At 72.5% G+C, this 25,167-nt stretch carries 26 protein-coding genes; 8 read left to right on the top strand and 18 right to left on the bottom strand.

Annotated features, from left to right (window positions below):
* Positions 1–35: 35 nt before the first annotated feature.
* From ACFQW6_RS06420 to ACFQW6_RS06400, 5 genes are all read right to left on the bottom strand, one after another.
* The gene (locus ACFQW6_RS06420; protein ID WP_378542432.1) at positions 36–785 is read right to left on the bottom strand and encodes a sulfotransferase family protein; all 750 of its coding nucleotides are present in this window, start codon (positions 783–785) and stop codon (positions 36–38) included.
* A complete protein-coding gene (locus ACFQW6_RS06415; protein WP_378542430.1) occupies positions 782–1,723 on the bottom strand; it encodes a glycosyltransferase family 2 protein in 942 nt (313 codons plus the stop codon). Before ACFQW6_RS06415 ends, ACFQW6_RS06420 begins: the two co-directional genes overlap by 4 nt.
* A 130-nt stretch (positions 1,724–1,853) precedes the next feature.
* Positions 1,854–5,252: an error-prone DNA polymerase gene (locus tag ACFQW6_RS06410; protein ID WP_378542428.1), complete on the bottom strand. Its 3,399-nt coding sequence runs from the start codon at positions 5,250–5,252 to the stop codon at positions 1,854–1,856.
* A gap of 18 nt (positions 5,253–5,270) precedes the next feature.
* Positions 5,271–6,857 carry a DNA polymerase Y family protein gene (locus ACFQW6_RS06405; protein ID WP_378542426.1) on the bottom strand — a complete coding sequence of 529 codons (1,587 nt, stop codon included), beginning with the start codon at positions 6,855–6,857 and terminating at the stop codon, positions 5,271–5,273.
* 27 nt (positions 6,858–6,884) lie between these two features.
* Entirely contained in the window at positions 6,885–7,565 is a 681-nt protein-coding gene (locus ACFQW6_RS06400; protein WP_378542424.1) for a hypothetical protein, read from the bottom strand.
* Between the two features lie 178 nt (positions 7,566–7,743).
* On the opposite strand from ACFQW6_RS06400, the gene ACFQW6_RS06395 reads away from it, so the two are divergent.
* Complete coding sequence (locus ACFQW6_RS06395) at positions 7,744–9,204, top strand: phospholipase D-like domain-containing protein (protein WP_378542422.1); 1,461 nt, start codon at positions 7,744–7,746, stop codon at positions 9,202–9,204.
* A gap of 76 nt (positions 9,205–9,280) precedes the next feature.
* On the opposite strand, the gene ACFQW6_RS06390 is transcribed toward ACFQW6_RS06395, so the two are convergent.
* From ACFQW6_RS06390 to ACFQW6_RS06370, 5 genes are all read right to left on the bottom strand, one after another.
* Positions 9,281–9,916, bottom strand: a complete 636-nt coding sequence (locus tag ACFQW6_RS06390) for a YceI family protein (protein WP_378542420.1) — start codon at positions 9,914–9,916, stop codon at positions 9,281–9,283.
* 145 nt (positions 9,917–10,061) lie between these two features.
* Entirely contained in the window at positions 10,062–10,340 is a 279-nt protein-coding gene (gene catC / locus ACFQW6_RS06385) for a muconolactone Delta-isomerase (RefSeq protein WP_378542418.1), read from the bottom strand.
* Between the two features lie 6 nt (positions 10,341–10,346).
* The gene (gene catA, locus ACFQW6_RS06380) at positions 10,347–11,210 is read right to left on the bottom strand and encodes a catechol 1,2-dioxygenase (RefSeq protein ID WP_378542416.1); all 864 of its coding nucleotides are present in this window, start codon (positions 11,208–11,210) and stop codon (positions 10,347–10,349) included.
* Between the two features lie 61 nt (positions 11,211–11,271).
* Entirely contained in the window at positions 11,272–12,372 is a 1,101-nt protein-coding gene (locus tag ACFQW6_RS06375) for a mandelate racemase/muconate lactonizing enzyme family protein (RefSeq protein ID WP_378542414.1), read from the bottom strand.
* Positions 12,369–13,280, bottom strand: coding sequence for a LysR substrate-binding domain-containing protein (locus ACFQW6_RS06370; protein WP_378542412.1), 912 nt, complete (start codon positions 13,278–13,280; stop codon positions 12,369–12,371). The genes ACFQW6_RS06375 and ACFQW6_RS06370 overlap by 4 nt, the downstream gene beginning before the upstream one ends.
* Before the next feature lie 180 nt (positions 13,281–13,460).
* Between ACFQW6_RS06370 and ACFQW6_RS06365 the strand changes: the two genes are divergently transcribed.
* Positions 13,461–14,054, top strand: a complete 594-nt coding sequence (locus ACFQW6_RS06365) for a DUF6529 family protein (RefSeq protein WP_378542410.1) — start codon at positions 13,461–13,463, stop codon at positions 14,052–14,054.
* A 20-nt stretch (positions 14,055–14,074) separates the two neighbouring features.
* Here the strand turns inward: ACFQW6_RS06365 and ACFQW6_RS06360 are convergent, their stop codons facing one another.
* The 7 genes from ACFQW6_RS06360 to ACFQW6_RS06330 all read right to left on the bottom strand — a co-directional run bounded on the left by ACFQW6_RS06360 (position 14,075) and on the right by ACFQW6_RS06330 (position 20,762).
* Complete coding sequence (locus ACFQW6_RS06360; RefSeq protein WP_378542408.1) at positions 14,075–15,244, bottom strand: endonuclease/exonuclease/phosphatase family protein; 1,170 nt, start codon at positions 15,242–15,244, stop codon at positions 14,075–14,077.
* Between the two features lie 58 nt (positions 15,245–15,302).
* Positions 15,303–16,697: an MFS transporter gene (locus ACFQW6_RS06355; protein WP_378542406.1), complete on the bottom strand. Its 1,395-nt coding sequence runs from the start codon at positions 16,695–16,697 to the stop codon at positions 15,303–15,305.
* Positions 16,698–16,780: 83 nt separating this feature from the next.
* A complete protein-coding gene (locus tag ACFQW6_RS06350; protein WP_378542404.1) occupies positions 16,781–17,335 on the bottom strand; it encodes a nuclear transport factor 2 family protein in 555 nt (184 codons plus the stop codon).
* Between the two features lies 1 nt (position 17,336).
* A complete protein-coding gene (locus ACFQW6_RS06345; RefSeq protein ID WP_378542402.1) occupies positions 17,337–17,978 on the bottom strand; it encodes a 3-oxoacid CoA-transferase subunit B in 642 nt (213 codons plus the stop codon).
* The gene (locus tag ACFQW6_RS06340) at positions 17,975–18,775 is read right to left on the bottom strand and encodes a CoA transferase subunit A (protein ID WP_378542400.1); all 801 of its coding nucleotides are present in this window, start codon (positions 18,773–18,775) and stop codon (positions 17,975–17,977) included. The genes ACFQW6_RS06345 and ACFQW6_RS06340 overlap by 4 nt, the downstream gene beginning before the upstream one ends.
* Positions 18,772–19,548 (bottom strand): 3-oxoadipate enol-lactonase, encoded by a 777-nt coding sequence (gene pcaD, locus ACFQW6_RS06335; RefSeq protein ID WP_378542398.1) that lies wholly within the window; start codon positions 19,546–19,548, stop codon positions 18,772–18,774. Before pcaD ends, ACFQW6_RS06340 begins: the two co-directional genes overlap by 4 nt.
* Positions 19,545–20,762: an acetyl-CoA C-acetyltransferase gene (locus ACFQW6_RS06330; protein WP_378542396.1), complete on the bottom strand. Its 1,218-nt coding sequence runs from the start codon at positions 20,760–20,762 to the stop codon at positions 19,545–19,547. The genes pcaD and ACFQW6_RS06330 overlap by 4 nt, the downstream gene beginning before the upstream one ends.
* 279 nt (positions 20,763–21,041) lie before the next feature.
* Here ACFQW6_RS06330 and ACFQW6_RS06325 point away from each other — a divergent pair, with 279 nt between their 5' ends.
* The 6 genes from ACFQW6_RS06325 to ACFQW6_RS06300 all read left to right on the top strand — a co-directional run bounded on the left by ACFQW6_RS06325 (position 21,042) and on the right by ACFQW6_RS06300 (position 24,396).
* Entirely contained in the window at positions 21,042–21,569 is a 528-nt protein-coding gene (locus ACFQW6_RS06325; protein WP_378542394.1) for a hypothetical protein, read from the top strand.
* A 67-nt stretch (positions 21,570–21,636) separates the two neighbouring features.
* Complete coding sequence (locus ACFQW6_RS06320) at positions 21,637–22,521, top strand: LysR family transcriptional regulator (RefSeq protein WP_378542392.1); 885 nt, start codon at positions 21,637–21,639, stop codon at positions 22,519–22,521.
* A gap of 96 nt (positions 22,522–22,617) precedes the next feature.
* Positions 22,618–22,800, top strand: a complete 183-nt coding sequence (locus tag ACFQW6_RS06315; RefSeq protein WP_378542390.1) for a hypothetical protein — start codon at positions 22,618–22,620, stop codon at positions 22,798–22,800.
* A gap of 6 nt (positions 22,801–22,806) precedes the next feature.
* The gene (locus ACFQW6_RS06310; RefSeq protein ID WP_378542388.1) at positions 22,807–22,965 is read left to right on the top strand and encodes a hypothetical protein; all 159 of its coding nucleotides are present in this window, start codon (positions 22,807–22,809) and stop codon (positions 22,963–22,965) included.
* On the top strand, positions 22,952–23,536 hold the full coding sequence (locus ACFQW6_RS06305; RefSeq protein ID WP_378542386.1) for a TetR/AcrR family transcriptional regulator: 585 nt from the start codon (positions 22,952–22,954) through the stop codon (positions 23,534–23,536). Before ACFQW6_RS06310 ends, ACFQW6_RS06305 begins: the two co-directional genes overlap by 14 nt.
* 44 nt (positions 23,537–23,580) lie before the next feature.
* Positions 23,581–24,396: a DNA/RNA non-specific endonuclease gene (locus ACFQW6_RS06300; protein ID WP_378542384.1), complete on the top strand. Its 816-nt coding sequence runs from the start codon at positions 23,581–23,583 to the stop codon at positions 24,394–24,396.
* Positions 24,397–24,420: 24 nt separating this feature from the next.
* Here ACFQW6_RS06300 and ACFQW6_RS06295 read toward each other — a convergent pair whose 3' ends face one another.
* A complete protein-coding gene (locus ACFQW6_RS06295) occupies positions 24,421–25,167 on the bottom strand; it encodes an IclR family transcriptional regulator (protein WP_378542382.1) in 747 nt (248 codons plus the stop codon).

Raw genomic sequence — 25,167 nt, 5'->3', positions numbered from 1 at the left:
GGGCACCTCCCTCTCGTCGTTCGTCTCGTCGCGGGTCACCACGGCAGCGGCCTCCCCAATCGGTCGGCCAGTCGTGCGTTGCTCTCCTCGAAGTACCCCTCGAGCGTGCTTGTCACGCCTGCATCGAGCGCGGGCGCGACGCCCGGCGCCGCGTTGACCCGCTCGTCGTCGGGAACCGGCGTACGGCCCGGGTCGAGCCCGAGGTCCGCCACCAGCCCGGTCAGCACCGCGGGGTCGGCCAGCAGCTCCTCGGTGAAGAGCACGTGCGTGGTCGAGGGGAACGTCGCGGACCAGGGCTCGAGCTGCTCGGCGTAGCGGCCACGGCGCAGGTAGGCGAAGGGCGAGACGGACGAGCGCTGCCGGTCCCACTGCCGGTCGTCGCGCAGGTCGGCGAGCAGGGCGTCCTCGAGGTCGAGGGTCTCGAACCCGTTCGCGGTGCTGAAGCGCCAGTGCGACACGGCGCGGCGCACGGGGTCGCGCAGCAGCACGACCACCTCGGGCTCGCCGAGCATCTCCGCCGCGCGGCCCGGGGCCTGCGGGTCCTCCAGGTAGCTGGTGCTCTTGTCGCCCAGGACCTGCTCGTCGCGGGCGTGCGCGAACCACGTGCGGTGGTAGGCCTCGACGCCGCGCGCGGATAGGGCCGCGTCGTTGAAGACCTTGGGCTCGGGAGGCGACGGCCGGGCCATCGTGACGTCGGGGTGCGCGTCGAGCGCCCGGCTCAGGTAGGTCGTGCCGCACCGTTGCGCGCCCACGACCAGCAGGTGCCGGTGGTCGCAGCCGCTCACGAGGACACCCGTCGCGCCACGTGGTAGGTGTTGACGGCGCTGACCGCGTTGAGCGTCCGGACGACGTACTCGCCCAGCATCGACAGCAGCATGATGACGAAGCCGTTCATCAACGCGAGCAGCACCGCGATCGTCGTCCAGCCGGGCACGGACGAGTCCACGAACAGCGCGCGGACGAGGTAGAAGAGGCCGAGCAGGAAGCTGCCGGCGGCGACCGCGAAGCCGATGCCAGCGGCCAGCCGCAGTGGGAACACGGAGTAGCTGAACAGGATGGTCAGCACGAGCGAGGCGATGCGGCGCAGGCCGTAGTTGCTGGTGCCCACCGGTCGCGGGTCGTGACGGACGAGCACGTCGGCGGGGTCGCTGGAGAACATCAGCGCCTGACCCGTGATGTAGGGGTGGGCGGTGCGGGACCCGCAGATCCGCTCCACCACGTCGCGCCGCAGGATGCGGAAGTTGGACACGGCCAGGCCGGGCGGCTGGTCGAAGACCCGCCGGTTGATCATGCTGATCGCCCTGCTGCCGAGCCGGCGGTAGCCCCGCGCCTGCTTGCGGTCGAAGCGGCCGAAGACGACGTCGTGGCCCTCCATCGCCTTCTCGATGAGCAGCAGGGCCTGGTCGGGCGGGTTCTGCAGGTCGTCGTCGAGGGTGATCACGTAGTCCCCGGTCGCCTCCCGCATGCCGGCGACGTTGGCGTGGTGCTGGCCGTAGTTGCGCAGCAGGTCGAGCGCGACGACGTGCGGGCTCTGCGTGGCCCGGGCGCTGATGACGTCCCAGCTGCCGTCGCGGCTGCCGTCGTTGACGAGGACGACCTGGTGGCGCAGCCCGGCGGACTCGAAGACCTCCAGGACCGCGTCGATCGTGCGCCCGACCACGTCCTGGCTGTTGTAGACCGGGATCACGACCGAGTAGGAGAAGTCGGCCGGGTCGGCGCTCACGGTGCCCCTCTCGCGGTGCGGCTCGTCGTCCACCACCCCCGAGTGGGCGGCTCGCCCCGAGCATAGGGCCGACCCCCGGGCCCGCGCCCCACCCCTCGGCACCCGCCACCGGTCGTGCGGACACCGGACGTCAGCGGAAGTCGCGCGACGACGCCCGGGCCTGGAGGACCGCGCCGGCGCCGGGGACGACGACGTCGATGCCCTCGACGCGGTCGGCCACGAGGTTGGTGACGCCCTCGTTGCGCTCGAGCCGTCCGCGCACGACCACCGCCACCTTGTTGCGGGCCGCCTGCCGGTGGGCCTTCATCACCCCGATCGAGCACACGACGTTGAGCATGCCGGTCTCGTCCTCGAGGTTGAGGAAGGTGACGCCCATGGCGGTGCCCGGACGCTGGCGGTGGGTGACGAGCCCGCCGACGTGGACCCGCCGGCCGGACTCGGCCTGGGCCAGCTCCGCGACGGACCGCACGCCGGCGCGGCGCAGCTCGTCGCGAAGGTGCTCGATCGGGTGGCGGTCGGGCGAGACGCCGGTGGCCCAGAGGTCGGCGAGGGTGAGCTCCGCATCGCTCATCCCGGGCAGCGTCGGCGCGGCAGGTGCGGGGGTGATGCCGGGCAGGTGCTCGGACCCCTCGGCGAAGCCGGCCGCCCACAGCGCCGATCGCCGGTCGAGCCCCCAGGCGTCGAACGCGCCGGCGGTGGCCAGCGCCTCCAGCTGCGCGGACGTCAGGTCGGCACGCCGGGAGAGGTCGGTGATGCCGGTGAACGCGGCCTCGTCGCGTGCGGCGACGATCCGGTGCGCGACCTCGAGGCCGATGCCACGCACCGAGTCCAGCCCGAGGCGTACGGCGAGCGTCCCGTCGCGGCGGTGGGCGGGCACCGGGTCGGGGGTGCCCGGCACCCACTCCACGCGCTCGAAGCGGGGCCGGCAGCACGCGTCGAGACCCGTGGCCGTCACCGCCTCGGACGGCCGGATCGGCTCGAGGTCGGCCTGCGCCCCCGACAGGGTGACGTCCGGGCGGCGTACGTCGACGTCGTGGCGGCGGGCGTCGTGGACCAGCGACTGCGGGGAGTAGAAGCCCATCGGCTGGTTGCGCAGCAGCCCCGCCAGGAAGGCGGCCGGGTAGTGCAGCTTGAACCACGAGGACGCGTAGACGAGCAGCGCGAAGGACAGGGCGTGCGACTCGGCGAACCCGAAGTTGGCGAAGGACAGGATCTTGACGTAGATCGAGTCGGCCAGGTCGCCGGTGATGCCGCGGCGCTGCATGCCGGCGTAGAGCTTCTGCTTGACCGACTCGATGCGCTCGACGCCCCGCTTGGAGCCCATCGCGCGACGCAGCAGGTCGGCATCGTCGCGGCTGCAGTCACCGAGGGTGACCGCCATGGCCATCAGCTGCTCCTGGAACAACGGCACGCCCTTGGTGCGCTCGAGCACCGGCACCAGCTCGGGGTGGTCGTAGGTCACCGGCTCCTGCCCGGTCGCGCGCCGCACGTAGGGGTGCACCGCGCCGCCCTGGATCGGGCCGGGACGGATGAGGGCGATCTCGATGGCGAGGTCGTAGAACTCGCGGGGACGCAGCCGGGGTAGCGTGCCGATCTGCGCGCGGCTCTCGACCTGGAACACGCCGATGGAGTCGGCGCGGCACAGCATGTCGTAGACGGCCGGCTCCTCCTTGGGCATCGTCGCCAGGTCCCACTGCTCGCCCAGGTGGTCGGCGACGAGCCGCATCATGTGGTCGAGCGCGCCGAGCATCCCCAGGCCGAGCAGGTCGAACTTGACCAGCCCCATCGACTCGCAGGCGTCCTTGTCCCACTGCAGCACGGTGCGCTTGTCCATCCGCCCCCGCTCGATGGGGCAGACCTCACCGATCGGTCGCTCGGTCAGCACCATCCCGCCGGAGTGGATGCCGAGGTGGCGCGGGGCTCCCATCAGCTCCTCGGCCAGCGCGACCACCGGGGCCGGCACGTCGTGGGCGGCCGGGTCGCCCATGTCGCCGGCGACGACCGACTTCCAGCCGTCGATCTGCTTGGACCAGGCGTCCTGCTGGCCGGGGGAGAAGCCGAGCGCCTTGGCGGCGTCGCGCACCGCCATCCGCGGGCGGTAGGCGATGACGTTGGCGACCTGGGCGGCGTTGCGGCGACCGTAGGTGTCGTAGACCCACTGGATGACCTCCTCGCGCCGGTCGGAGTCGAAGTCGACGTCGATGTCGGGCTCCTCGTCGCGGTGGGCGGAGATGAAGCGCTCGAAGGGGAGCTTGTAGAAGACCGCGTCGACGGCGGTGATGCCGAGGGCGTAGCAGACCGCGGAGCTGGCGGCCGATCCTCGGCCCTGGCAGAGGATCTTCTGCTCGCGGGCGAAGGCCACGATGTCGTGGACGATGACGAAGTAGCCCGCGAAGTCCTTCTCGGCGATGACCCGCAGCTCGTGCTCGAGCCGCTCGCGCGCCTCCGGCTCGTGGGGCACGCCGGCGTACCTCTCGGCGAACCCGCGCTCCGCGAGCACCCGCAGCCACGAGTCGGCAGTGTGTCCTTGGGGGATCTGTCGCTTGGGCAGCGCGGGTGAGGCCTTGCGCAGGTCGAAGGCCAGCTCGCCGGCCAGGGTGACGCTGCGCGCCACGGCGTGGGGGTACGACGGCAGCGCGGCGGCCGTCTCGGCCCCGCTGCGCAGGTGGGCCGAGCCCGACAGGTCGAGCCAGCCGTCGAGCTCGGCCAGGCTGCGCCGGGCCCGCACCGCTGCCATCGCCGAGGCGAGTTTGTGCCGCTGCGGGGTGGCGTGGTGGACGTTGCCGGCGGCGACGACGTCGAGGCCGTGGACGGCGGCCAGCCCGGCCAGGGAGGCGTTGGTGGAGTCGCCGCCGGGGCGCGGGGAGAGCTCGACGAGCACGTGCTCGAGGCCGAAGAGCGACGTCAGCCGGTCGAGCGCCTCGGCCGCCGCCGTCTCACCACCCGTGGCGAGTGCCTGCCGCACCGCACCCTTGCGGCAGCCGGTGAGCACCGCCCAGTGGCCGCGCCCCTGCTCGGCCAGCTCGTCGAGGTCGTAGACGGGTCGGCCCTTCTCGTCGCCTCGCAGGTGGGCCTCGGTCATCGCCGCGGCCAGCCGGTGGTAGCCCTCGACGCCCCGCGCCAGCACCAGCAGGTGGCTGCCCTCGGGGTCGGGGACGCCGTTCTGCGGCCCGCTCAGGCCGAGCGACAGCTCGGCGCCGAAGACGGTGGGCAGGTCGTAGGCGGCCGCCGCCTCGGCCAGCATGGGGGCGCCGTAGAAGCCGTCGTGGTCGGTCACGGCGAGGGCGTGCAGGCCCAGCCGCACGGCCTCCTCGACGAGCTCGGCCGGGGAGGAGGCGCCGTCGAGGAAGCTGAAGTGGCTGTGGCAGTGCAGCTCGGCGTAGGGGGTGACCGCGGTCGGTCGCTCGATCGAGCGCGCCTCGGTCGAGGCCCGCTTCCGACGCGACACCGGGGCGTCGTCGGCACCGGGCAGGCCGCTCAGCCGGCGCTCCAGCTCCTTCCACGGCATGGTGGGGTTGTTCCAGCCCATCAGCGCACCCCTGTCCGATCAGTCATAGCCCGCCTCCAGGGACCAGCCGTCGGGTGCTCGCAGCAGGAGCCAGGCGCGACCGTCTGCGCCGACGACCTGGAAGCGCGCGGTGGGTCCGGCCCCGCCCGACCACCAGCCCTCGTCGGTGGGCCACGGTCCCGCCCACGCCGTCACCGGCTGCCAGGGCAGGTCGCCGGTCTGCCCGGCGACCCGGAAGTGCCGCGGCTGGGCGCTCACCACGCCGCGGTCCGTGACGCACACCGGGCGGCCGCCGTCGTCGACCACCTCCGCGGCCCGGGGAGGGACGAACACCCGGACCGGTGCCGGCCCGGGCACCCGCCCGGGCCACGGCCGGTCCACCGGACGCAGGTCGACCGCCCGCTCGCCCCACGGCACCAGCGCCTGCCGCGCCGACGGGCTGCGGCCGCCCTGCAGCACCGGGCGGCGGACGGCGTCGAAGCCGACCATGCCCTGCACCCGGGCCACCCCGCGCTCGACGAGGTCGTCGGAGGCCGACCCCCAGAGCGCCTCGCCGTGCGCGGCCGCCGGCTCGACGAGCTCGGGCACGAACCGGACCCGGTCGATCGGCGCGCGAACGACGCCCGCGTCCTTGCGGCCGCGCAGGGAGCCGCTGACGCCGCTCGTGGACCCGGCCGACTGGAGCTGCCAGTGGACGCGGTCGACGAGGTCGCGCGCGCTGAAGTGGCGCGGGTGCAGCCAGGAGCGCGACGAGCACACGACGCCGTCGGACTCGGCCTCGACCCGCACGCCGGTGGCGACGAGCTGGTGGTGGGCGAGCTGGGTGACGAAGCGTTCTGCGGTGGTTCGGACGCTGAAGGTGATCGCCTCGACGGAGTCGAGCGGCGGCTCGAACGGCACCTCCGCGTCGAGCTCGGGCGGCGGGGTGCGCGCCGCGAACAGCGTCGGGTCCTCGCCCCGCGCCCGTCGCCGGACCGTCGCGCCGTAGGCGCCGAGCCGGTGCTTGACCGCGTCGCCCGGCAGGTCGGCGAGGTCGCCCAGGGTGCGCAGGCCGAGCCGCTGCAGGAGTCCCACGAGCTCGCGACCGCGGGCGCCGTCGTCCTGCAGCACGTGGACGGGCAGTCCGCGCAGGAACGCGGGTGACTCTCCGGGAGGGACGACCGTCCACGCCTGCACCTCCGCCACCCGGGCGGCCTGCTCGGCGGTGAACAGGTCGTCGGCGATGCCGACCCGCACGTCCCACACGCCCGTCTCGACCAGCGCCTGGCAGGCGGTCGCCGCTGCCGCGGTCTCGCTGCCGTACCAGCTGCCCGGAGCCCGGACGGCGAGCAGACCGGGCCGCAGGGCGGCGACGCCGGGGCGCAGGTCCTCGACCACCGCGAGCACCGGCTCGAAGGCACGGGCGTCACGGTCGGGGTTGGCCGGCAGCAGCAGCAGCTCGGGACACCGCGCCTGCGCGTCGCGACGCCGCTGCCCCCGGCGTACGCCCTCGGCACGGGCGGGACCGTTGCAGACCTCCACGACGTTGGCCGCCAGCACGGCGGCGGGGGAGCGGAGGGACCGGTCGGCCTCCTCGAGCGCCGCGACCACGGACCAGTCGGGGCACCACACGACCATGACCCTCATCGTCGGACCCTCATCGCCGGACCCTCGTCATGCGGGTCGGACCTCCCGGATCTCGCGGGCCTCCCGGTCGGGGCCCGGGTCGACGCGGTGCACGCCCGGCCAGGCCAGGTCGGCGCGCTGGGGTGGCCGCGCACCCCGGTGCACCGCGACGCGCGCCCGCCGCTCCCGCAGCTCACCGCCGCCCGACGCCGGGCCGGTCCAGGCCGACTCCTCGACGCTCAGCCGGGCCGAGACCCGCGGCCACTGGCCGTGGACGACCAGCACCGCGGACCTCGTGCGCAGCCGGGAGTCGAGGAGCCCCGCGGTGCGCTCGTCGACGGTGGCCGGTGGGCGGAGCACCACCACCCGCAGCACGTCGACGAGGGCGGCGGTCACCTCGAGCCAGTGCTCGCCGGGGTCGGGCACCAGCACGGTGCGCGACAGCTCGATCCCCAGCTCCGCGGCGGCCTCGGCGCCGAAGTCGGCGCAGCCGGCGAAGCCCACCCACTCCCCGGCCCGCGAGGCCCCGGCGGCCAGGGCGAGCGCAAGCGAGGCCGAGTCGACGGCGTAGGTCGAACCCGCGTGCAGCGGGACCAGGTCGGCCAACCCTGGCAGGGTCGCGACCGGCTCACCTGCAGGCCTGCGCTCCATCGCGGCGACCCGCTCGCGCAGCTGCTCGACCACGGACCGGCCCGGGTCGAGCGCGGCGACGGAGCGGGCGGACGACATGTCCCCATGATCGAACACGTGTTCGAACGAGTCAAGCGAGGCCGTGCCGACGCCGCCCTCCGGGTGGGACATCAGACCACGGCCGGCACGTCGTGGTGAGACGCGGCCCTGTGCGCGGCCCGGATGGGGTCGGGTCTGCTTATGCTGACCGGACGCGCTCGATGGAAAGGTGGGGGTCGTGTCGAAGATCTCGGGGCTCGTGGGAAGCCTGGGCCTCGTGCTGGTGGTGTCGTTGGGTCTGGTGGCCCCCGGGCAGGCGAACGGAGTGGCGTCGTCCGCCGACACGTCGTCGGCGCCCGAGTCGAAGCCGAAGCCGAAGCCGAACAAGTGGGAGGCCTTCAGTGGCCCCTTCTTCAACGACCCCCATCTCGCCAAGGGTCACTTCCAGATCGAGCGGCGGGTGATCAAGACGATCAACAACACGCCCAAGGGCTCGTCGATCAGGATCGCGATCTACTCCTTCGACCGCCTGCCGGTAGCCCGCGCGCTGGTGGCGGCCCACCGTCGCGGGGTGCAGGTGCAGATGCTCCTCAACGACCACTGGGAGACGCCCGCCATGAAGGTGGTGCGCGCCGAGATCGGCAAGAACCGCAACAAGGGCAGCTTCATCTACAAGTGCAAGCAGAGCTGCCGGGGAGCTGCCAACGAGTTCAACAACCTGCACACGAAGTTCTACCTCTTCAGCCAGGCCGGCACGTCCGAGGACGTCGTGGCGGTGGGCTCGGCCAACATGACGCGCAACGCCGCCATCCACCAGTGGAACGACCTCTACTTCACTGACGGCGACCACGAGATGTTCCGCCAGTTCGTGGCCCTCTTCAAGGACATGTCCCAGGACTACGACACCCGTCAGGAGCCGTGGGTCTTCTGCGGCGTCCCGACCGGTCCGGCGTGCGACGACTCGGTCGACAAGCACACGGCCGTCGCGTTCCCGCGGGTCTCGCGACCGAAGGACGACCTGGTGGTCCAGATGCTCGACCGGATCCAGTGCCTCACGCCCGACCCGGTGACCGGCAAGGTCAAGCGCACCCGCCTGGCCCTGTCGATGCACACGATGCGCGGCGCCCGCGGCAACTACCTGGCCGAGGCGATCCGTCAGAAGTGGGTCCAGGGGTGCGACGTACGGGTCAGCTACGGCCTCATCGGCTACCACACGAAGGGCGCCATCGCCGCCCCCACCAAGCGCGGCCGGATCCCGCTCCGCTCGACGGGGATGGACTACGACCTCGACGACAACTTCGACCTGAACAACGACGGCATCGACGACCTGATCCTCGACTACTACAGCCACCAGAAGTACTTCATCATCCAGGGCACCTACAACGGCGTCCCCGACACCTCGATGGTGCTGACCGGATCGGTGAACTGGTCGAGCCTGAGCACGGCCAACGACGAGGTGTGGTTCACCGTGAAGGGCGCGGTGGTGGCGAACAAGTACCTCAAGAACTTCGACTACCAGTGGAACAACACCCGCAACACCCGCAACGCCTACACGACGACGTACGCGAACTTCCGGGTCCGCCGCGAGGTGCGACAGCCGGACGGCACCGTGCGCACCGTCTGGCGGACCGTCCGTCGCCCGGTCACCACCGTGGAGCCCGACCGATACCTGCCGGGTCCCTACTGGGAAGCCGACTGACCGACGCGTCGGGCCAGACGCGCGGACGGACCCGGGACCAGTGGTCCCGGGTCCGTCCGTCAGGGGGTGCTGGTGATCAGGCGTTCTTGATCGCGGAGACGTCGAACTCGAGCTTGATCTTCTCCGAGACCAGGACGCCGCCGGTCTCGAGGGCCGCGTTCCAGGAGAGGTCCCAGTCCTTGCGGTTGATCGTGGTCGCGCCCTCGAAGCCGACGCGGGTGTTGCCGAACGGGTCGATCGCGGTGCCGGTCTCCTCGAAGGGGATCGTGACCGACTGGGTGGTGCCCTTGATGGTCAGGTCGCCGGTGACGGTCCACTCGGCGCCGTCGCGCTCGACCGAGGTCGACGCGAAGGTGATGGCGTCGTGGTTCTCGACGTCGAAGAAGTCGGCGGAGACCAGGTGGCCGTCGCGGTCGGCGGAGCCGGTCGAGATGCTGGCGGGTCGGATGGTGAGGGAGACGGTCGAGGCGGCCGGGTTCTCGGCGTCGACGTGCGCGGTGCCCTCGAAGTCGGTGAACTGGCCGCGGACGGTCGTGACCATCGCGTGGCGGGCCGAGAAGCCGAGGCGGGAGTGGCTGGCGTCGATGGTGTAGTCACCGGTGAGCGCGTCGCGCTCGGCGACGGCCACGGGGGCGGCGGCCTGGTCGACGGCCGGGGTGGGCGTCGAGGTGGCGACGTGGGCGGGCTTGGACGTGCGGCGGAAGAACGACATGGGAACTCCTGGAGGATACGGGGGTTGGTTGACGATTCAACTAACCTAACCGGTCGGCGTCCGTTCTCATTCCCGCCCCGGTGTGATCCGCGCCTCACGGCGACGGCCCGACCGTCCGGACGGAGGGTCGGGCCGTCTCCCGTGTTCAGGCGATCGACGAGGGGTGCTTCGCCAGCGGAGTGACCTGGATGTCCATGTAGGGGAACAGCGGGAGCCCTGACAGCAGCTCGTGGAGCGCGTCGTTGGACTCGACGTCGAAGATCGAGACGTTGGCGTACTCGCCGACCACGCGCCACAGGTGCGGCCAGCGACCGGAGCGCTGCACCTCCTGGGCGTACGCCTTCTCCCGGGCGACGAGGTCGGCCTTGACGTCGGCATCCATGTCGAGCGGGATCCGGACGTCCATGCGCACGTGGTAGAGCATCGGCCCTCAGCCCTCCGCGGGGTCGAGGACGAAGCCGTAGGCCACCGTCGCGGAGCCGTCGGCCCGCTGCTGCGGGTCGAGGATCAGCTCGGGCTTCACGGCCGAGGCGATGTCGTCGTCGTTGTGCTCGTCGCCGGGGAAGTACAGCTGGGCGGTGAGGAGCTCGTGGCCGGGTGCCGAGACCTTGACGTGCAGGTGGGCGGGACGCCAGGCGTGCCAGCCGGCGGCGGCGATGAGCTTGCCGCAGGAGCCGTCGGTGGGGATCTGGTAGGGCGCGGGCTGCACCGTGGTGATCTCGAAGCGACCGTCCTCGTTGGTGGTGAAGGAGCCGCGGAGGTTCCACTCGGGGATGCCGGGGGCGAACTGCGAGTAGAAGCCGTCGTCGTCGGCGTGCCAGAGCTCGACCTTGGCGCCGCCCAGCGGCAAGCCTGCGGTCGAGGTGACCTGACCGCTCCACACGAGCGGGGTGCCGCCCTCGTCGTCGCGCATCGAGATGGTGCCCCTCGCGCCGTGATCGGGAGCGTCCGGGACGTAGTAGGGGCCCTCGATCGAGCCCTTGTTGCCCTCGCGGTGCTCGGTCGCGACGTCCTCGACGACGTGCTCCAGCCAGACGTCGAGGAAGAGCGGCCACTCGCCGTCCTCGCCCACGCCGATCAGCCACGCCTTGAGGGCGTTGAACTCGTCGTACGTGACCTTGTGCGTGCGCACGGTCGTGTAGATCGCCTCGAGCACCTCGCGGGCCAGGGTGTCGACGCGCTCGGCGGGGACGTCCTTCACTGCGGCGTACGGCGACTTGTCGGCGTGGAAGCGCTCGGTGGCGCTGGCGCCGGAGGCCGCCGCGGTGGCGGACTCGGTGACGGTGGTGGACATGGGGTGCTCCTCGGGAGGGGTGGGGTGTGGTGCGGCGGGTGGGAAGAGGTCCTGGGTCGGGTCAGTCCTGGCGGTAGTGCGCGAGCTTGTCGGGGTCGATGACCGCCCCGAGCCCCGGGCCGGACCGGGCGACGAGCTGGCCGCCGCGGATCTCGAGCGGGTCGGCGAGCAGGTCGTCGGTCATGTCGAGGAAGTTCGACAGCTCCCCCGCGCGGCGCGAGGTGAGCTCGAAGGCCGAGCCGAACGCGACCGAGCACAGCGACCCGAGCTGGCCGTCGATCTGGTTGCCGATCACGAGCTCGAGGCCCAGCCCCTCGGCGAGGTGGTGGACGCGCCGGCTGGTGGTGAAGCCCGTGCGCGCGGTCTTGATGCTGATCGCGGTGGCGGAGCCGCCGAGGACCTCGCGGGTCACCTCGGCGGGGGTCACCGCCGACTCGTCGGCGATGAAGGGGACGTCGAGCTGCTGCACCAGCCAGCGGCGTCCGAGCACGTCGTCGGCCGGGCACAGCTCCTCGGCGAAGGTGAGACCCAGGTCGGCCATCTCGGCCATCGCGCGCGCCGACTCGGAGGCCGACCAGCCGCGGTTGCCATCGACGTACAGCTCGACGTCGTCGCCGAGCTCCTCGCGCAGGGCACGGACGACGGCCGTGTCGAGGCGGTAGGGGTGGCGACCGACCTTCACCTTGAAGGTGGTGATGCCGTAGGTGTCGCGCATCCGCTCGGCCTCGGTGACCATCGCTGCGGGCTCGTCGAAGCCGAGCATGTGCGAGACGTGCATGCGGTCGGTGTAGCCGCCGAGCAGCTCGGTGACGCTGTAGCCCAGCGACTGGCCCAGGGCGTCCCAGATGGCCATGTCGAGCGCCGACTTGGCGGTGGGGTTGCCGATCGTGCGGGAGAGCCGGGTGTGGATCTGCTCGCGCTCCATCAGGTCGAGGCCGACCACCTGGCCGGCGAAGATGGTGTGGATGACCGCCACGATGCCGGCCTGGGTCTCGCCGTAGGTGAAGGGTCGCGGCGGGGCCTCCGCGACGCCGACGACGCCGTCGTCCGTGGTGACGCGGACGAGCACGTGCTCGGCGACGCGCACCTCGCCGCTCGCGAACCTGAGTGGCTTGCGGTAGGGGATGGCGAACGGGATCGCCTCCACGCGGGTGATCTTCATCGGTCGACCTCGTCGGAGTCGGAGAGGGCCACGGGGGAGCCGGCGGACAGGACGTCGAGGACCGCGAGCACCGCGGGGTTGGTCTCGTCGGCGCGCCACACGAGGGCCAGGTCGACGGTCGGGGCGTCGGTGACGTCGCGGAAGGCCACGCCGGCGAGCGGGGCCGCCCGGACGGAGGCGGGGACCAGCGCGACGCCGAGGTCGGCGGCGACGAGCGGCAGCAGGACCGAGATGCCGGCCGCCTCGTGCTCGCGGATCGGCACGAAGTCGACCTCGCGGGCGCTGCGCAGGACGGCGTCGTTGACCGCGGAGTCCGGACCGGAGAAGAGGACGAAGCGCTCGGTGCGCAGGTCGCTCATCGAGACGCTCGGCCGGTCGGCCAGCGGGTGGTCCTCGGCGACCGCGAGCACCAGCGGCTCGGTCGAGAGGGTGCGCGAGGCGAGTCCGTCGCCGGTCATCGGCGGACGCAGCACGCCGAGGTCGAGGGTCCCCTCGTGCAGCCCGTCGACCTGAGCGGGGGTGAGCAGGTCGGCGTGGATCTCGAGCGCCATGCCGGGGAGCTCGCGCTTGACGGTGCGCGCCATCCGGGGCAGCTCGGTGTGGGCCGCGCTGCCGGTGAAGGCGATGCGGACGAGGCCCTGCCGGCCGGCAGCGATGCGTCGTACGCCGCGCACGCCGGCCTCCACCGACTCCAGGATGCGCGCCACCTCGAGCTGGAAGAACTCGCCGGCGGGGGTGAGCCGCACCTGGCGGGTGGTCCTGACGAAAAGAGGGGTGCCGAGCTCGGCCTCGAGCTGGCGGATCGACTGCGACAGGGCGGGCTGCGCCAGGTGGAGGCGGTCGGCCGCGCGCCCGAAGTGGCGGGTCTCGGCCACCGCGGCGAAGTAGCGCAGGTGTCGCAGCTCCACAGGGTCCTCCGGATCGACAAGACGGTGACGACGCTCACGTCGTCGGTCGACTCACGGTAGGTCCGGACATTGATCGATGACAAGGACTTGTTTCGCCGCCATTGATACGCCAGGTCGATCAAACGGCGACGGGGTGCGAGCGGGGTTCCGCGGCGCACGCGATCGGCGCATCCTGACTCCATGGCCGACCCTGCGGCAGCGAGGACCTCCGGGAGGATGACGGTCCCGCTCGCGGCCTTCGCGGCGGGCGCCGTGGTGGCGGTGCTGCTCGGCGTGTTCGGGCGGGTGCACGACCCGACCCTCAGCGGGACCACCGATCTCGGCTTTCGCACGGTGATCGAGATGAAGGTCGTGCTCACGACGGTGATCGGCGTGCTGGCGGTGCTCCAGCTGCTGAGTGCCCTCTGGCTCTACGGTCGTCTCGGCGGCCGGCCACCGTCCTGGCTCGGCACGGCGCACCGGGTCTCGGGCGCTCTTGCGCTGCTGCTCGTGGTGTTCGTCGGCTACAGCTGCCTGTGGGCGCTCGGCCTCGAGGTGGGCACGCTCCACACCGGCGAGGCGGTGCCGCTGCGCGCCGTCGTCCACGGCGTGCTCGGCTGCGCGGTCTTCGGTGGGGTGGTCGTCAAGCTCGTGGCGGTGCGGGCCCGCCGCGCTCCCGGCTGGTTCCTGCCGGTCGCGGGCGGGCTCCTCCTCACCCTCCTGCTCGTCGTCGTGCTGACCTCGGCGGGCTGGTACCTCGCCGCCCGCGGCTGGCCCAGCCACGGCGGCTGGTGATCCCGAGCACTGGTCCCCGGCTACTGACCCCGGCGGGCCGGGATCACCAGGCGCGCCACCACTCCGGCGTGATCGGAGGGCCACAGGCCCGACGCCGTCATCTCGGACGGGTCGTCGCCGATGATGGTCGCGCGCGGCGCCTTCACGTCGTCGCTGTGCAGGACCAGGTCGATCCGCGAGGTGAGCGGGTTGTCCGGGTCGGTCAGGGTCGCACCGAGGCAGCAGGTGAAGCCGGGGTCGCCCGGGTGGCTGCTCGTCCACGCGTCGGCGCCCACGCCCGCCAGGAGCCGGACGTACGCCGGTGCGTCGGGAGCGTCGGAGTTGTAGTCGCCGACGTAGACCATCGGGAGCGCTCCGAGCTGCGTCGTGAGCGCGGCCTGCGCGGCGAGGAGCTCGCCGACCTGGGCCACGCGCACCTGCTCGCCGTCGACGCCAGGGACCCCGAAGGCCTCGAGGTGCGAGTTGACGAAGCGGAACGTCGCCTTGCCGACGGACAGGTCGGCCGAGCCCCACCCACGTGCGACCGGCAGCAGGGCACCGTCGACCGGGAAGCTGATGATCGTCTGGTACGTCCCGGTGCGGGCGTTGGTCGCGTCGACGTCATCACGGACGATGATCACGTCGCGGTCGGCGAGGCTGACCGCCCGGGTCGGGAACGTGGCGGTCGGGCTGGCCAGGTAGGGGATCGGCGGCGAGGAGAAGTTGTCCGCCGTCGCCCCGGCGACCTCCCGGTAGTCGGCCCCCCGCTCCTCGAGGGCGTCGAGCAGCAGGTCGAGGAAGTCGTAGGCGATCGTCGGGTTGCTCGTCGTGCCGTTGACAGGGTTGTAGGCGTACGTCGTCCAGGTGGTCACCTCCTGCAGGCCGACGGCGTCCGCGTCGGCCGCCACGATCTCGTCGGCGATCGCCCCCATCCGCTCCTCGGGCCGGGTCGCCTGGACGGCGGCCCACGTCTGCGTCGCCGCACCGACGATGGCGGCGTCGTTGCCGCTGGCGAGGGCCAGCAGGATCGGGCTGAGGTCGGCGCCGAGGTAGAGGTTGCGGGTCATCACGGTGGCCGTGCGTGCCGGGGTGCCGTGTCCGGCACCGGGAGGACCGGCATGGACGCTGGCGCTGGGCACCAGTGCGGTGCCCAGCGCGAGTGCCGTGGCGAGGAGGCCGAGGAGGACGCGATGGCGAGGGGCTCTGGTCATCCTCGGACCGTGGCACTCCCCGTCACCGCGGGCAAGCCCCCATTTGGGGGCATTGCCGTCAGCCGTCGCGGGACCCCGTGAGGGCCGGCTGCCGGAGCGTCGTCCCGACGGGTGCCGGCGCGGCCGCGTCGCCGTCGGAGAGGCTCGTCCGGTAGGTCTCCGGGGCGAGCAGCGCGGAGACGAACGTGATCGCGGCCAGCACGACGACGTAGATGCCGACCGGCCAGGAGGCACCGTTCGCCGAGGCGGCGAGGCTGACGGCGATCAGCGGGGCGAAGCCACCGAAGATGATCGCGGCGAACTCGCGGCTGACGGCCGCACCGCTGTAGCGGCTGGCCGTGCTGAACAGCTCGGACAGGATCACGCCCTGCACGCCGAACATGATGCCGACGCTGCCGCCCTGGGCGAGCGCGAGGGCGAGCATGGCGAGCACCGGCCGGCCGCTGTCGACCAGCATGAAGAACGGGAAGGCGAACGCGATCGCGTAGACCGCGCCCACCATCAGCACGGGGCGGCGGCCGAACCGGTCGGAGGCGATGCCGGCCAGCGGCGCCGTGATCATGACGACCAGACCGGCGACGAGGAGGCCGGTCGTGCCGGTCACCCGGTCGTAGCCGGCGTCGGCCATGTAGGACAGCGCGAACACCTGGTAGAGGTGGCTGAAGGAGAGGGGAGCCGCGACGAGGCCCATCACCAGGAGCATGCTGCGCCACTGGGTACGCACCAGGGTGAGGAGCGGCGCCTTGGCCGGCGCGACGTCCTCCGTGGCCTCCTCGAAGGCCGGCGTCTCCTCCAGGCGCAGGCGGATCCACAGGCCGAGCGCGATGAGCAGCAGGCTCGCCAGGAACGGCAGCCGCCAGCCCCACGCCGCGAACTGTGCGTCGGTCGTCAGCGACGTGGTCAGCAGCAGGGCGCCGGACGACAGCACCAGGCCGAGGTAGACCCCGGCCGCGGAGAAGGAGCCGAAGAGCCCGCGACGGCCGGGGGGTGCGTACTCGACGGCGTACACCGAGGCGCCGCTGTACTCCGCGCCCGACCCCATGCCCTGCAGCAGCCGCAGCACCACGAGCAGCAGGGGTGCGGCCATGCCGATCATCGCGTGGGAGGGGATGAGAGCCATCGCCGTGGTGGAGAGGCCCATCAGCATGAGCGTCGCGATGAGGGCGGGGCGGCGACCGTGCTTGTCGCCGATGTGGCCGAAGACCATCGCCCCGATCGGGCGGGCGACGAACCCGACGCCGAAGGTCGCCAGCGACAGGAGGAGCGACGTCGACTCCGAGGCGGTCGGGAAGAACACCTGCCCGAACACCAGGGCCGCGGCCGCGCCGTAGAGGAAGTAGTCGTACCACTCCAGTGCCGAGCCGAGGAGCACGGCGGTGCAGACCCGCGTCAGCGTACGACGGTCGGGGGCCGGCTGGCCCGACGGGGTGGACGCGGTGAGGGTGTGGGACATCGAGGTCTCCGGTGGTGGATGGCTGCACGTAGGCGCGCAGCAGCGGCTCCCGGCACGTCGTCGTGCCGGGGGTGCGGACCGGGTCAGCGGTGGGAGGCGGTGACCCGTTCGAGGGTGCGTACGTCGGCCGCGGCGCGGGCGGGTGCCCAGCCGTAGCGACCGGGGGCCCAGTCCTCGTAACCGGGGACCCAGAAGAAGAACGTCACCTGACGCTCGGCGAAGCGCCACCGGCCGTCGGCACCGCGGACCATCCGGTCCTGGTAGCGCCCGGCGGCGACGTGGGCGCGACCGTCGACGACGCACGGCTGGTCGAGCCACGTCGCGCCGGTCGCTGCGTGGGCAGGTGTGCCCACGAGGTCGATGGTCTCGTTGGACGAGAAGTGCCACCAGGCCGACAGCGGGCCGTCCTGGAGGTCGGAGAAGAAGGAGCGCAGCTCGTCGTGGCCGCGCGCGGTGGAGAGCCCGACGAACGCGCCGTCGGGGGTGAAGAGGTCGACCAGGTCGTCCCAGCGGCCGTCGTCGAGGGCCTGGCAGTAGTGCGCGCGGAGCTGCCCGATCGCGTGCAGGTCCTCCAGACGACGCACCCGTGCGGCCAGGTCCTCAGCGGGGTCCTGCTCGACGGGCCCGGGGGTCGGCACGTCAGACCCCGACCGGCACCCGGACCGGGGCCCCGGTCCGCTCGCTGATCTCCTCGACGGTGACGCCCGGCGCGAGCTCGACGAGCTCGAAGCCGTCGCCGGCGACGTCGAGGACGCCGAGGTCGGTGACCACGCGGTCGACGACCCGACGGCCCGTGAGCGGCAGGTCGCACGTCGCGACGAGCTTGTGGCTGCCGCCGCGCGACACGTGCTCCATCAGCACGATCACCCGGCGGGCGCCGCTCACGAGGTCCATCGCGCCGCCCATGCCCTTGACCATCGAGCCCGGCACCATCCAGTTGGCGAGGTCACCGGCCATGGAGACCTGCATCCCGCCGAGGACGGCCGTGTCGATGTGGCTGCCGCGGATCATCGCGAAGCTCAGGGAGGAGTCGAAGAACGACGCGCCCGGCAGCACGGTCACCGTCTGCTTGCCGGCGTTGATGAGGTCGGGATCGACCTCGTCCTCGTAGGGGTAGGGGCCGACGCCGAGGATGCCGTTCTCGGCGTGCAGGGTCACCGTCGAGGTCGCCGCCAGGTGGGCGGGGATCATCGTCGGCAGACCGATCCCGAGGTTCACGTACTCACCCGGCTTCAGCTCCAGCGCCGCGCGCGCGGCCATCTCGTCACGCGTCCAGCTCATGCTCGTGCGGCCTCTCGGGGTCGGGTGGTCAGCTTCTCGATGTCCTTCTCCTGCGCCTGGGCCGGTGTGAGCTCGACGACGCGCTGGACGAAGACACCGGGCAGGTGGACGTCGTCCGGGTCGATGTCGCCGATCTCGACGACCTCCTCGGCCTCGACGATCGTCAGTCGGCCGGCCATCGCGGCCGGGATGTTGAAGTTGCGGGCCGAGGCGTGGAAGACGCAGTTGCCGGCGCGATCCACCCGGGCCGCCCGGACGAGGGCGACGTCGGTGACGATCGACTCCTCGAGCACCATGTCGACGCCCTGGAAGGTGCGTACCTCCTTGGGCTCCGAGGCCAGTGCCACGGTGCCGTCGGGGTGGTAGCGCCAGGGCAGGCCGCCCTCGGAGACCATCGTCCCGACGCCGGTCGGGGTGAAGAACGCCCCGATGCCGGCCCCGCCCGCCCGCAGTCGTTCGGCGAGGGTGCCTTGCGGGGTGAGCTCGACGGTCAGCTCGCCGGCGAGGTACTGCCGGCCGAACTCCTTGTTCTCACCGACGTACGACGCGATGACACGGGTGATCCGGCGGGCCTCGAGGAGCAGCCCCAGGCCGGCACCGTCGACGCCGCAGTTGTTGGACACGACCGTGAGGTCGTCGGCGCCCTGGTCGAGGAGCGCGCTGATCAGTGTCCACGGGATGCCGACGAGGCCGAAGCCGCCGACCGCCAGGCTGGATCCGGGCGCGATGTCGGCGACGGCCTCCTCGGCGCCACTGACCACCTTGTCGATGCGGTCGATGCCGTCGATGCTCCTCATGCCGCCCCGCCCCTCAGGTGCTCGATGATCGCGGGGGTGATGGTCTGCGGCTGCTCGGCGTTGGCGAGGTGGGCCGAGTCGGGCACGACGAGCAGACGCCCGTCCCGGACGCCGTCGGCGATCGCCTCGAGGTGTGGGGGAGGGGTGGCGGGGTCGTCGGCGCCGGCGATCGCCAGCGTCGGGGCAGTGATGCCGGCGAGGTCGTCGCGCAGGTCCATCCCGGCGATGACCTCGCAGCACGAGGCGTAGCCCTCGGCCGGGGTCGCCGCCACGATGCCCTCGCACGCGGCCTTCACGTCGGGGTTCTTCTCCAGGAACTCCGGGGTGAACCACCGCGCGACGACGGCCTCGGCCACGGCGGTGCTCCCGTTGGCGCGAACGGTCGCGGCGCGGTCGTGCCACGCGCTCGACGGCTCGAGGCGCGCGCCGGTGCACAGCACCACGAGGCGGTCGACGCGCTCGGGGTTGCGGGCGGCGAGGCGCAAGGCGGTCATGCCGCCCAGCGAGAGGCCGACGACGTGCGCCTTCTCGACCCCGAGGGTGTCGAGCAGGGCGACGACGTCGTCCGCGAGGTCGTCGATGTCGTACGGGCCCTGCGGGACGGGCGAGCCGCCGTGGCCGCGGGTGTCGTAGCGGACGACGCGGAAGTGCTCGGCCAGCTCGTCGGCCTGGGCGTCCCACATCGACGTCGTGGAGCCGAGCGAGTTGGACAGGACGACGACGGGTGCGCCCTCCGGCCCGGTCACGACGTGGTGGACCTCGACGGCGCTCATGTGGCGACCCGCTCGAAGATCGCGGCGAGGCCCTGGCCGCCGCCGATGCACATGGTCTCGAGGCCGTAGCGCGACTCGCGGCGCTGCATCTCGTGGGCCATCGTCGCGAGGATGCGTGCGCCGGTCGCGCCGACGGGGTGGCCGAGGGAGATGCCCGAGCCGTTGGGGTTGAGCCGCTCGTCGGTGGGGTCGACCTTCCACTCGCGCAGGCAGGCCAGCACCTGGGCGGCGAACGCCTCGTTGAGCTCGATCAGGTCGATCTCGTCGAGGGTGAGCCCGGCGCGGTCGAGGGCGGCGGCGGTCGCAGGGACCGGGCCGATGCCCATCACCTCGGGGCCGACACCGGCCACGGCCCACGACCTCAGGGCCAGCAGGGGGCGCAGGCCGCGACGCTCGGCCTCCTGGCGGGTGGTCACGACGCACATCGCGGCTCCGTCGTTCTGGCCGCTGGCGTTGCCGGCGGTGACGGTGGAGGCAGGATCGATCTTCTGGCGCACCGGCCTCAGCGCGGCGAGCTGCTCGAGGGTGGTCTCCGGACGCGGGTGCTCGTCGCGGTCGACGACGACGTCCGGCTTGCCGCGGCGGCCCGGGACGGTGACCGGCACGAGCTCGTCGGAGAACCGGCCGGCCTCGTGGGCGGCGCCGGCACGCTGCTGGGAGCGGACCGAGAGCTCGTCCTGCTCCTCGCGCGAGATGTCGTACTCCTTGCGGAGGTTCTCGGCCGTCTCGAGCATGCCGCCGGGGACCGGGTGGTCCTTGCCCCCGGCGGTCTCGCGGGCGCGGACCAGGCGGTCCATCAGCTCGACCGAGCCGCCCTTGACCCCGGTGCGCAGGCCGAGGGCGTAGTGCTCGACGTTGGACATCGACTCGGCACCGCCGGCGACGATCAGGGTGCCGCCACCGCTGGCGATCTGCGAGGCGGCGTAGAGCACCGCCTGCAGCCCGGAGCCGCAGCGGCGGTCGAGCTGGAGGCCGGGCACGCCGGTGCCGAGACCCGCGTCGAGGGCGGCGATGCGGCCGATGGCCGGGTTCTCCCCGCTGGGGTAGCAGTTGCCGAGGATCACGTCGTCCACGTCGCCCTCCTGCAGGCCCGTCCGACGCACGAGCTCGGTCAGGGTGGTCGACGCCAGGTCGACCGCGGACAGCGAGGCCAACGCGCCGCCGTAGCGACCGACGGGGGTGCGTACGGGTTCACAGATGACGATGTCGGGCATGGATCGAACCTAGTCGTGACGTTCGATACAGTGAAGTATCCATTTTGCTGCCACTGAGACGCTGAGCGTCCTAAACGTGGGGCGGGTACTCCCCGGCGCGTCGGACGACCAGAAGTCCCGCGTCGGACCCAGCCTGCGCGTGAGACCCGCCGCCCGCCGCAAGTTGTGGTCGTCCGACACTCCGTTCCGAGGATGCCGGTCACTCGGGCGACGTACCTCCGACCCTTGCGGCTGGTGAGCACCGGGCGCGACCATGGGATCCGGCGAGGGGGGAGTCGCATGGACGCAACGAGATGGAGTGCTCGCGCACTGTCCGCCTGCGCGGTCGGCGCGGTCGTGGCGGTGGCGGGAACGGCCCACGCGGGCACGGGGACGTTCGACGACCCGGTCGGCGACTCGACGGGCGTCGACATCAGCGCGGTGCGTGTGGTGCACCGGAACGCGGTGAAGGTGAGCGTCCGCTCGGCCGTCCCGCTGGCGGCGGGGCAGGACTACGCCTTCTGGATAGACACCGGTCGCGGACCGCGGCCGACGTTCCACGTGTCGTTCCGCGCCAACTCGGACTTCGACGACTCGGTCGCGGTCGTGCGGTCCTTCGGCCGGCGACCGATCCGCGTGGTGACGTGCCCGGGCATGCGTGCCCACGCCGACATGTTCGACGGCGAGCCGGTATCGGTCCGGATCCCGCGGAGCTGCATCGGCGATCCGAGGACGATCCGTGTTGCGGTGAGGTTCGAGGACGAGACCACCGGCTCGGTGGACTGGGCGCCGGAGCGACGGACGTTCACGCCCTGGGTGGCGCGGTAGTCCCGCTATCCGGTGAGACGCAGCTCGGCCCACATGCTGCCAACTGGGACCCTGCGAGTATGAGTGGATGGAACTGCGCCACCTCCGCTACTTCGTCGCTGTCGCCGAGCAGCGGCACTTCGGGCGGGCTGCCGAGCTGCTCCACATGGCACAGCCGCCGCTCTCGCAGCAGATCCGCCAGCTGGAGGCCGAGCTCGGCGTCACCCTGCTCACCCGCACGACCCGACGCGTGGACCTGACCGCCGCCGGCGCGGCCTACCTGGTCCGGGCACGCGAGATCCTCGCCGCGGTGGACGCCGCGGGGGAGGAGGCGGGACGGATCGCATCCGGCAGCTCGGGCCGGCTCGTCGTCGGCTGCGTCGGGTCAGCGACGTACTCGCTCCTCCCGGCCCTCGCCCGCCGGCTGCGCGAGCAGCTCCCGGCCGTCGACTTCGGCTTCCGCGGCGAGATGCTCTCGCCCGAGCAGGTCGAGCGGCTCAGGGACGGCTCGCTCGACCTCGCGCTCCTGCGCCGCCTGCCCGACCAGACGGGTCTCACCGTGACGAGCGTGCGGCACGACCGCCTGCTCGTGGCGATGCCGCGCGAGCACCGCTACGCCGGACGGCAGCGGCTCCGGGTGGCCGACCTGGCGGAGGAGGACCTCGTGGTGCACGCCGGGGGAGGCCGGTCGGCGATGAACGCCCTCGTGCAGGACCTGTTCGGCGACGCGGGGCACGAGGCGCGGGTCGTCCACCAGGTCGCGGAGACCTCGACGCTGGTCACGTTCGTGGCTGCCGGGCTCGGCATCGCGGTGGTGCCGGAGCCGACCGCAGCGCTGGCGGTGCCCGGTGTCGTCTACGTCTCGCTCGTCGGGGTGCCGGGCATCGAGCTGGTCGCCGCGCACCGCACCGACGACGACAACCCGGTGCTCGCCCGGGCGCTCGCCGCCCTGTCGGCGGTGGCGGAGGGGTGACCGGGCGAGGGGTTTTGGCTCCCGGCGCCAATATCGCTACGCTAGTCGTATCGCAATCCTGTTGGGCCGGTCGGCCGGCTCGGGAAGAGGTGGCACATGACTACCGAAGTGATCGTGTTCATCGTTGCGGCGTCGATCGCGGGCGGGCTGTCGATGGGCGCCGTCACGTGGATCTACTTCCTCGACAAGTGGCGGAAGGACCCGGAGAAGTCGTCGACGCCGCCGGCGCCCTCGGTCTTCGCGCGGCCCGATGATCGTCGGCTCGACGAGGTTGCGTGAGCGAAGATGCACCCGTTGCTCGTCCTGCTCGCGTTCGGCCTCGCTGCCCTGCTGACGTACGTCCTCGTGCTCGGGCTGCTCACGGCGCTGTCGGTCCCCCGGCACGAGACCGAGGAGGAGTCCGCGTCGGACCCGATGGCACGGCGTGAGCATGCCCGACACTGATGAGGCCGGTCCTCGGCCGGGACGACCGCGCGAGGCGTCGGTGGACCAACGCCTGAGGGAAGCCGTCCTCGCGCTGCTCCGCGAGGGCGGCCCGGGCGCCGTCACCATGGACCGCGTGGCGGCGACCTCGGGCGTCGCGAAGACCACCATCTATCGCCGCCACCCCAACCGCGGCGAGCTGCTGACGGCCGTCCTCTCCGCGGCGATCGGCCTGCCGGACGTGCCGGACGAGGGCGACGTCCGCGACAAGATCCGCTTCGCGCTCGAGCAGGCGTGGCACCAGATGGGCGTCGTGCTGGGACCGGGCGGCCTCGCGGCGATCGTGGGCGACAGCGACCCGGAGTTCACCGATCTGTTCCGCGCCGCGCTGCAGCCCTACATCGCCAACCTCGTCCGCCGGATTCGCGAGGACGTCGAGGCCGGCCTCCTGCGGGAGGGCCTCGACGCCGAGGGCGTGGTGAGCCTGCTGATCGGGGCCTACCTCGGCGAGCTCGTCCGCCGCGGCGAGGTGTCGCCGGAGTGGATGGACCGGGCGCTCGAGCTCCTGTGGGTTCTCATGGCTCCCGGCTGAGCGCGGCACCGCCGCCTGTCCGAGGCGTGCGCGAGACTGCGGCCATGGCCGACCTCGGGTACGACCCCCGCTTCCTCGACACCGATCTCGCACCGCCGCAGGCGCCTGCTCCCGGTCCGGACGAGGACCCCGCGCTCGCCACGCCGCTCGACTACGCGCACTTCACGGTCCGGATGCACCCCGATCGTGGGCTGGCGTGGTGGGTGGCCTGGAACATCGACGGCCTGCGCCTGTTCCCTGGTGACAGCATCAGCCGCTCGGGACAGGTCTTCCGGCTCGACCCCCGCATCCCGGCCGACGCGCAGACCGGTGAGGAGGTGTACGCCGACAACGACCTCGACCGCGGCCACGTCGCGCGCCGCTCCGACCTGCTGTGGGGCACTCTCGACGAGGCGAAGCAGGCCAACTCCGACTCGTTCCACTTCACCAACATCACGCCCCAGCACCAGGACTTCAACCAGTCCGGACGCGGCGGGGTCTGGGGCCTTCTCGAGAACGCCGTGCTCGAGCTCGACGGCCTCGAGGACCGGCGCCTGACCCTGTTCGGCGGGCCCGTGCTCGGTCCGGACGACCCGCCCTACCGGGGCGTCCAGCTGCCGGTCGAGCACTGGAAGGTCGTCGTCTACCGGCTCGACGGCGAGCTGCGCGCGAAGGCGTTCGTGCTGACCCAGGACCTCGACGGCCTCGAGGGCGCGGTGCCCGACTTCCTCGAGGACTTCGACACCTGGCTCGTCCCGCTCGACCTGCTCGAGGAGCGCACCGGTCTGGACTTCACCGGTCTGCAGGACGCCGTCGAGCCCGACGAGCTCCGGCCCGCCGGCCCCGTCCTGGTCACGGACGCCGAGCAGGTCGCCTGGTAGCACCCCTCGCGGCTGGTGCTGCCTTCACCGTGTCAGGCGGGTGATCCCCGCCGCCGCGACCGAGAGCGCGGCGACGAGCCGTTCGCGGTCGCGGCGCAGCGACGGCACGACGACGCCGAGTGCGGCGACCACGTCACCGTCGGCGTCGCGCACCGGCACCGCGACGGAGCAGGCGCCCAGCGTCAGCTCCTCCCGGGTGGTCGCGAAACCGTCGCGTCGGACCCGCTCGAGCTGGCGGGCCAGGGTGCCCGGCGTGACGATCGTGTACGGCGTCAGCCTCTGCAGGTCGGCCAGCACCCGCTGCTGCACGTCGGCCGGGGCGTGCGCGAGCAGCACCTTGCCGACGCCGGTGGCGTGCATCGGCAGCCGCGAGCCGACGCGGCTCACCACCGGCACCGAGGCGACGCCGGAGAGCCGGTCGAGGTAGAGGACCTGGTCGCCGTCGCGCTCGGCGAGGTGGACCGTCGCGCGGGTGGCTGCCTGCAGGTCCTGGAGGAAGGGTGCCGCGACCTCGCGCAGCCCCGTCTGCACCGGCGCGAGCAGGCCGATGTCCCACAGTCGCCGACCGACGACGTACGAGCCGTCGTCGGTGCGCTCCAGTGCACCGGCGGCGAGCAGGCGTCGGACGATCCGAAGGGTCGTGGGCGGGGACAGGTCGCTGCGTGCGGCCAGCCGGGTCAGTGTCAGCCGTCGGTGGCGCTCGTCGAACGCGCCGAGCACGTCGAGGGTGCGGTCGACCAGCGACGCGCCGGGAGCGGAGCCACCTGCCAC

Origin of the sequence: Nocardioides sp. GCM10028917 (assembly GCF_042666175.1) — a bacterium.
GTDB lineage: Bacteria > Actinomycetota > Actinomycetes > Propionibacteriales > Nocardioidaceae > Nocardioides.
The sequence above is the reverse complement of the archived record's forward strand: the minus strand, read 5'-3'. Positions and strand labels throughout refer to the sequence as shown.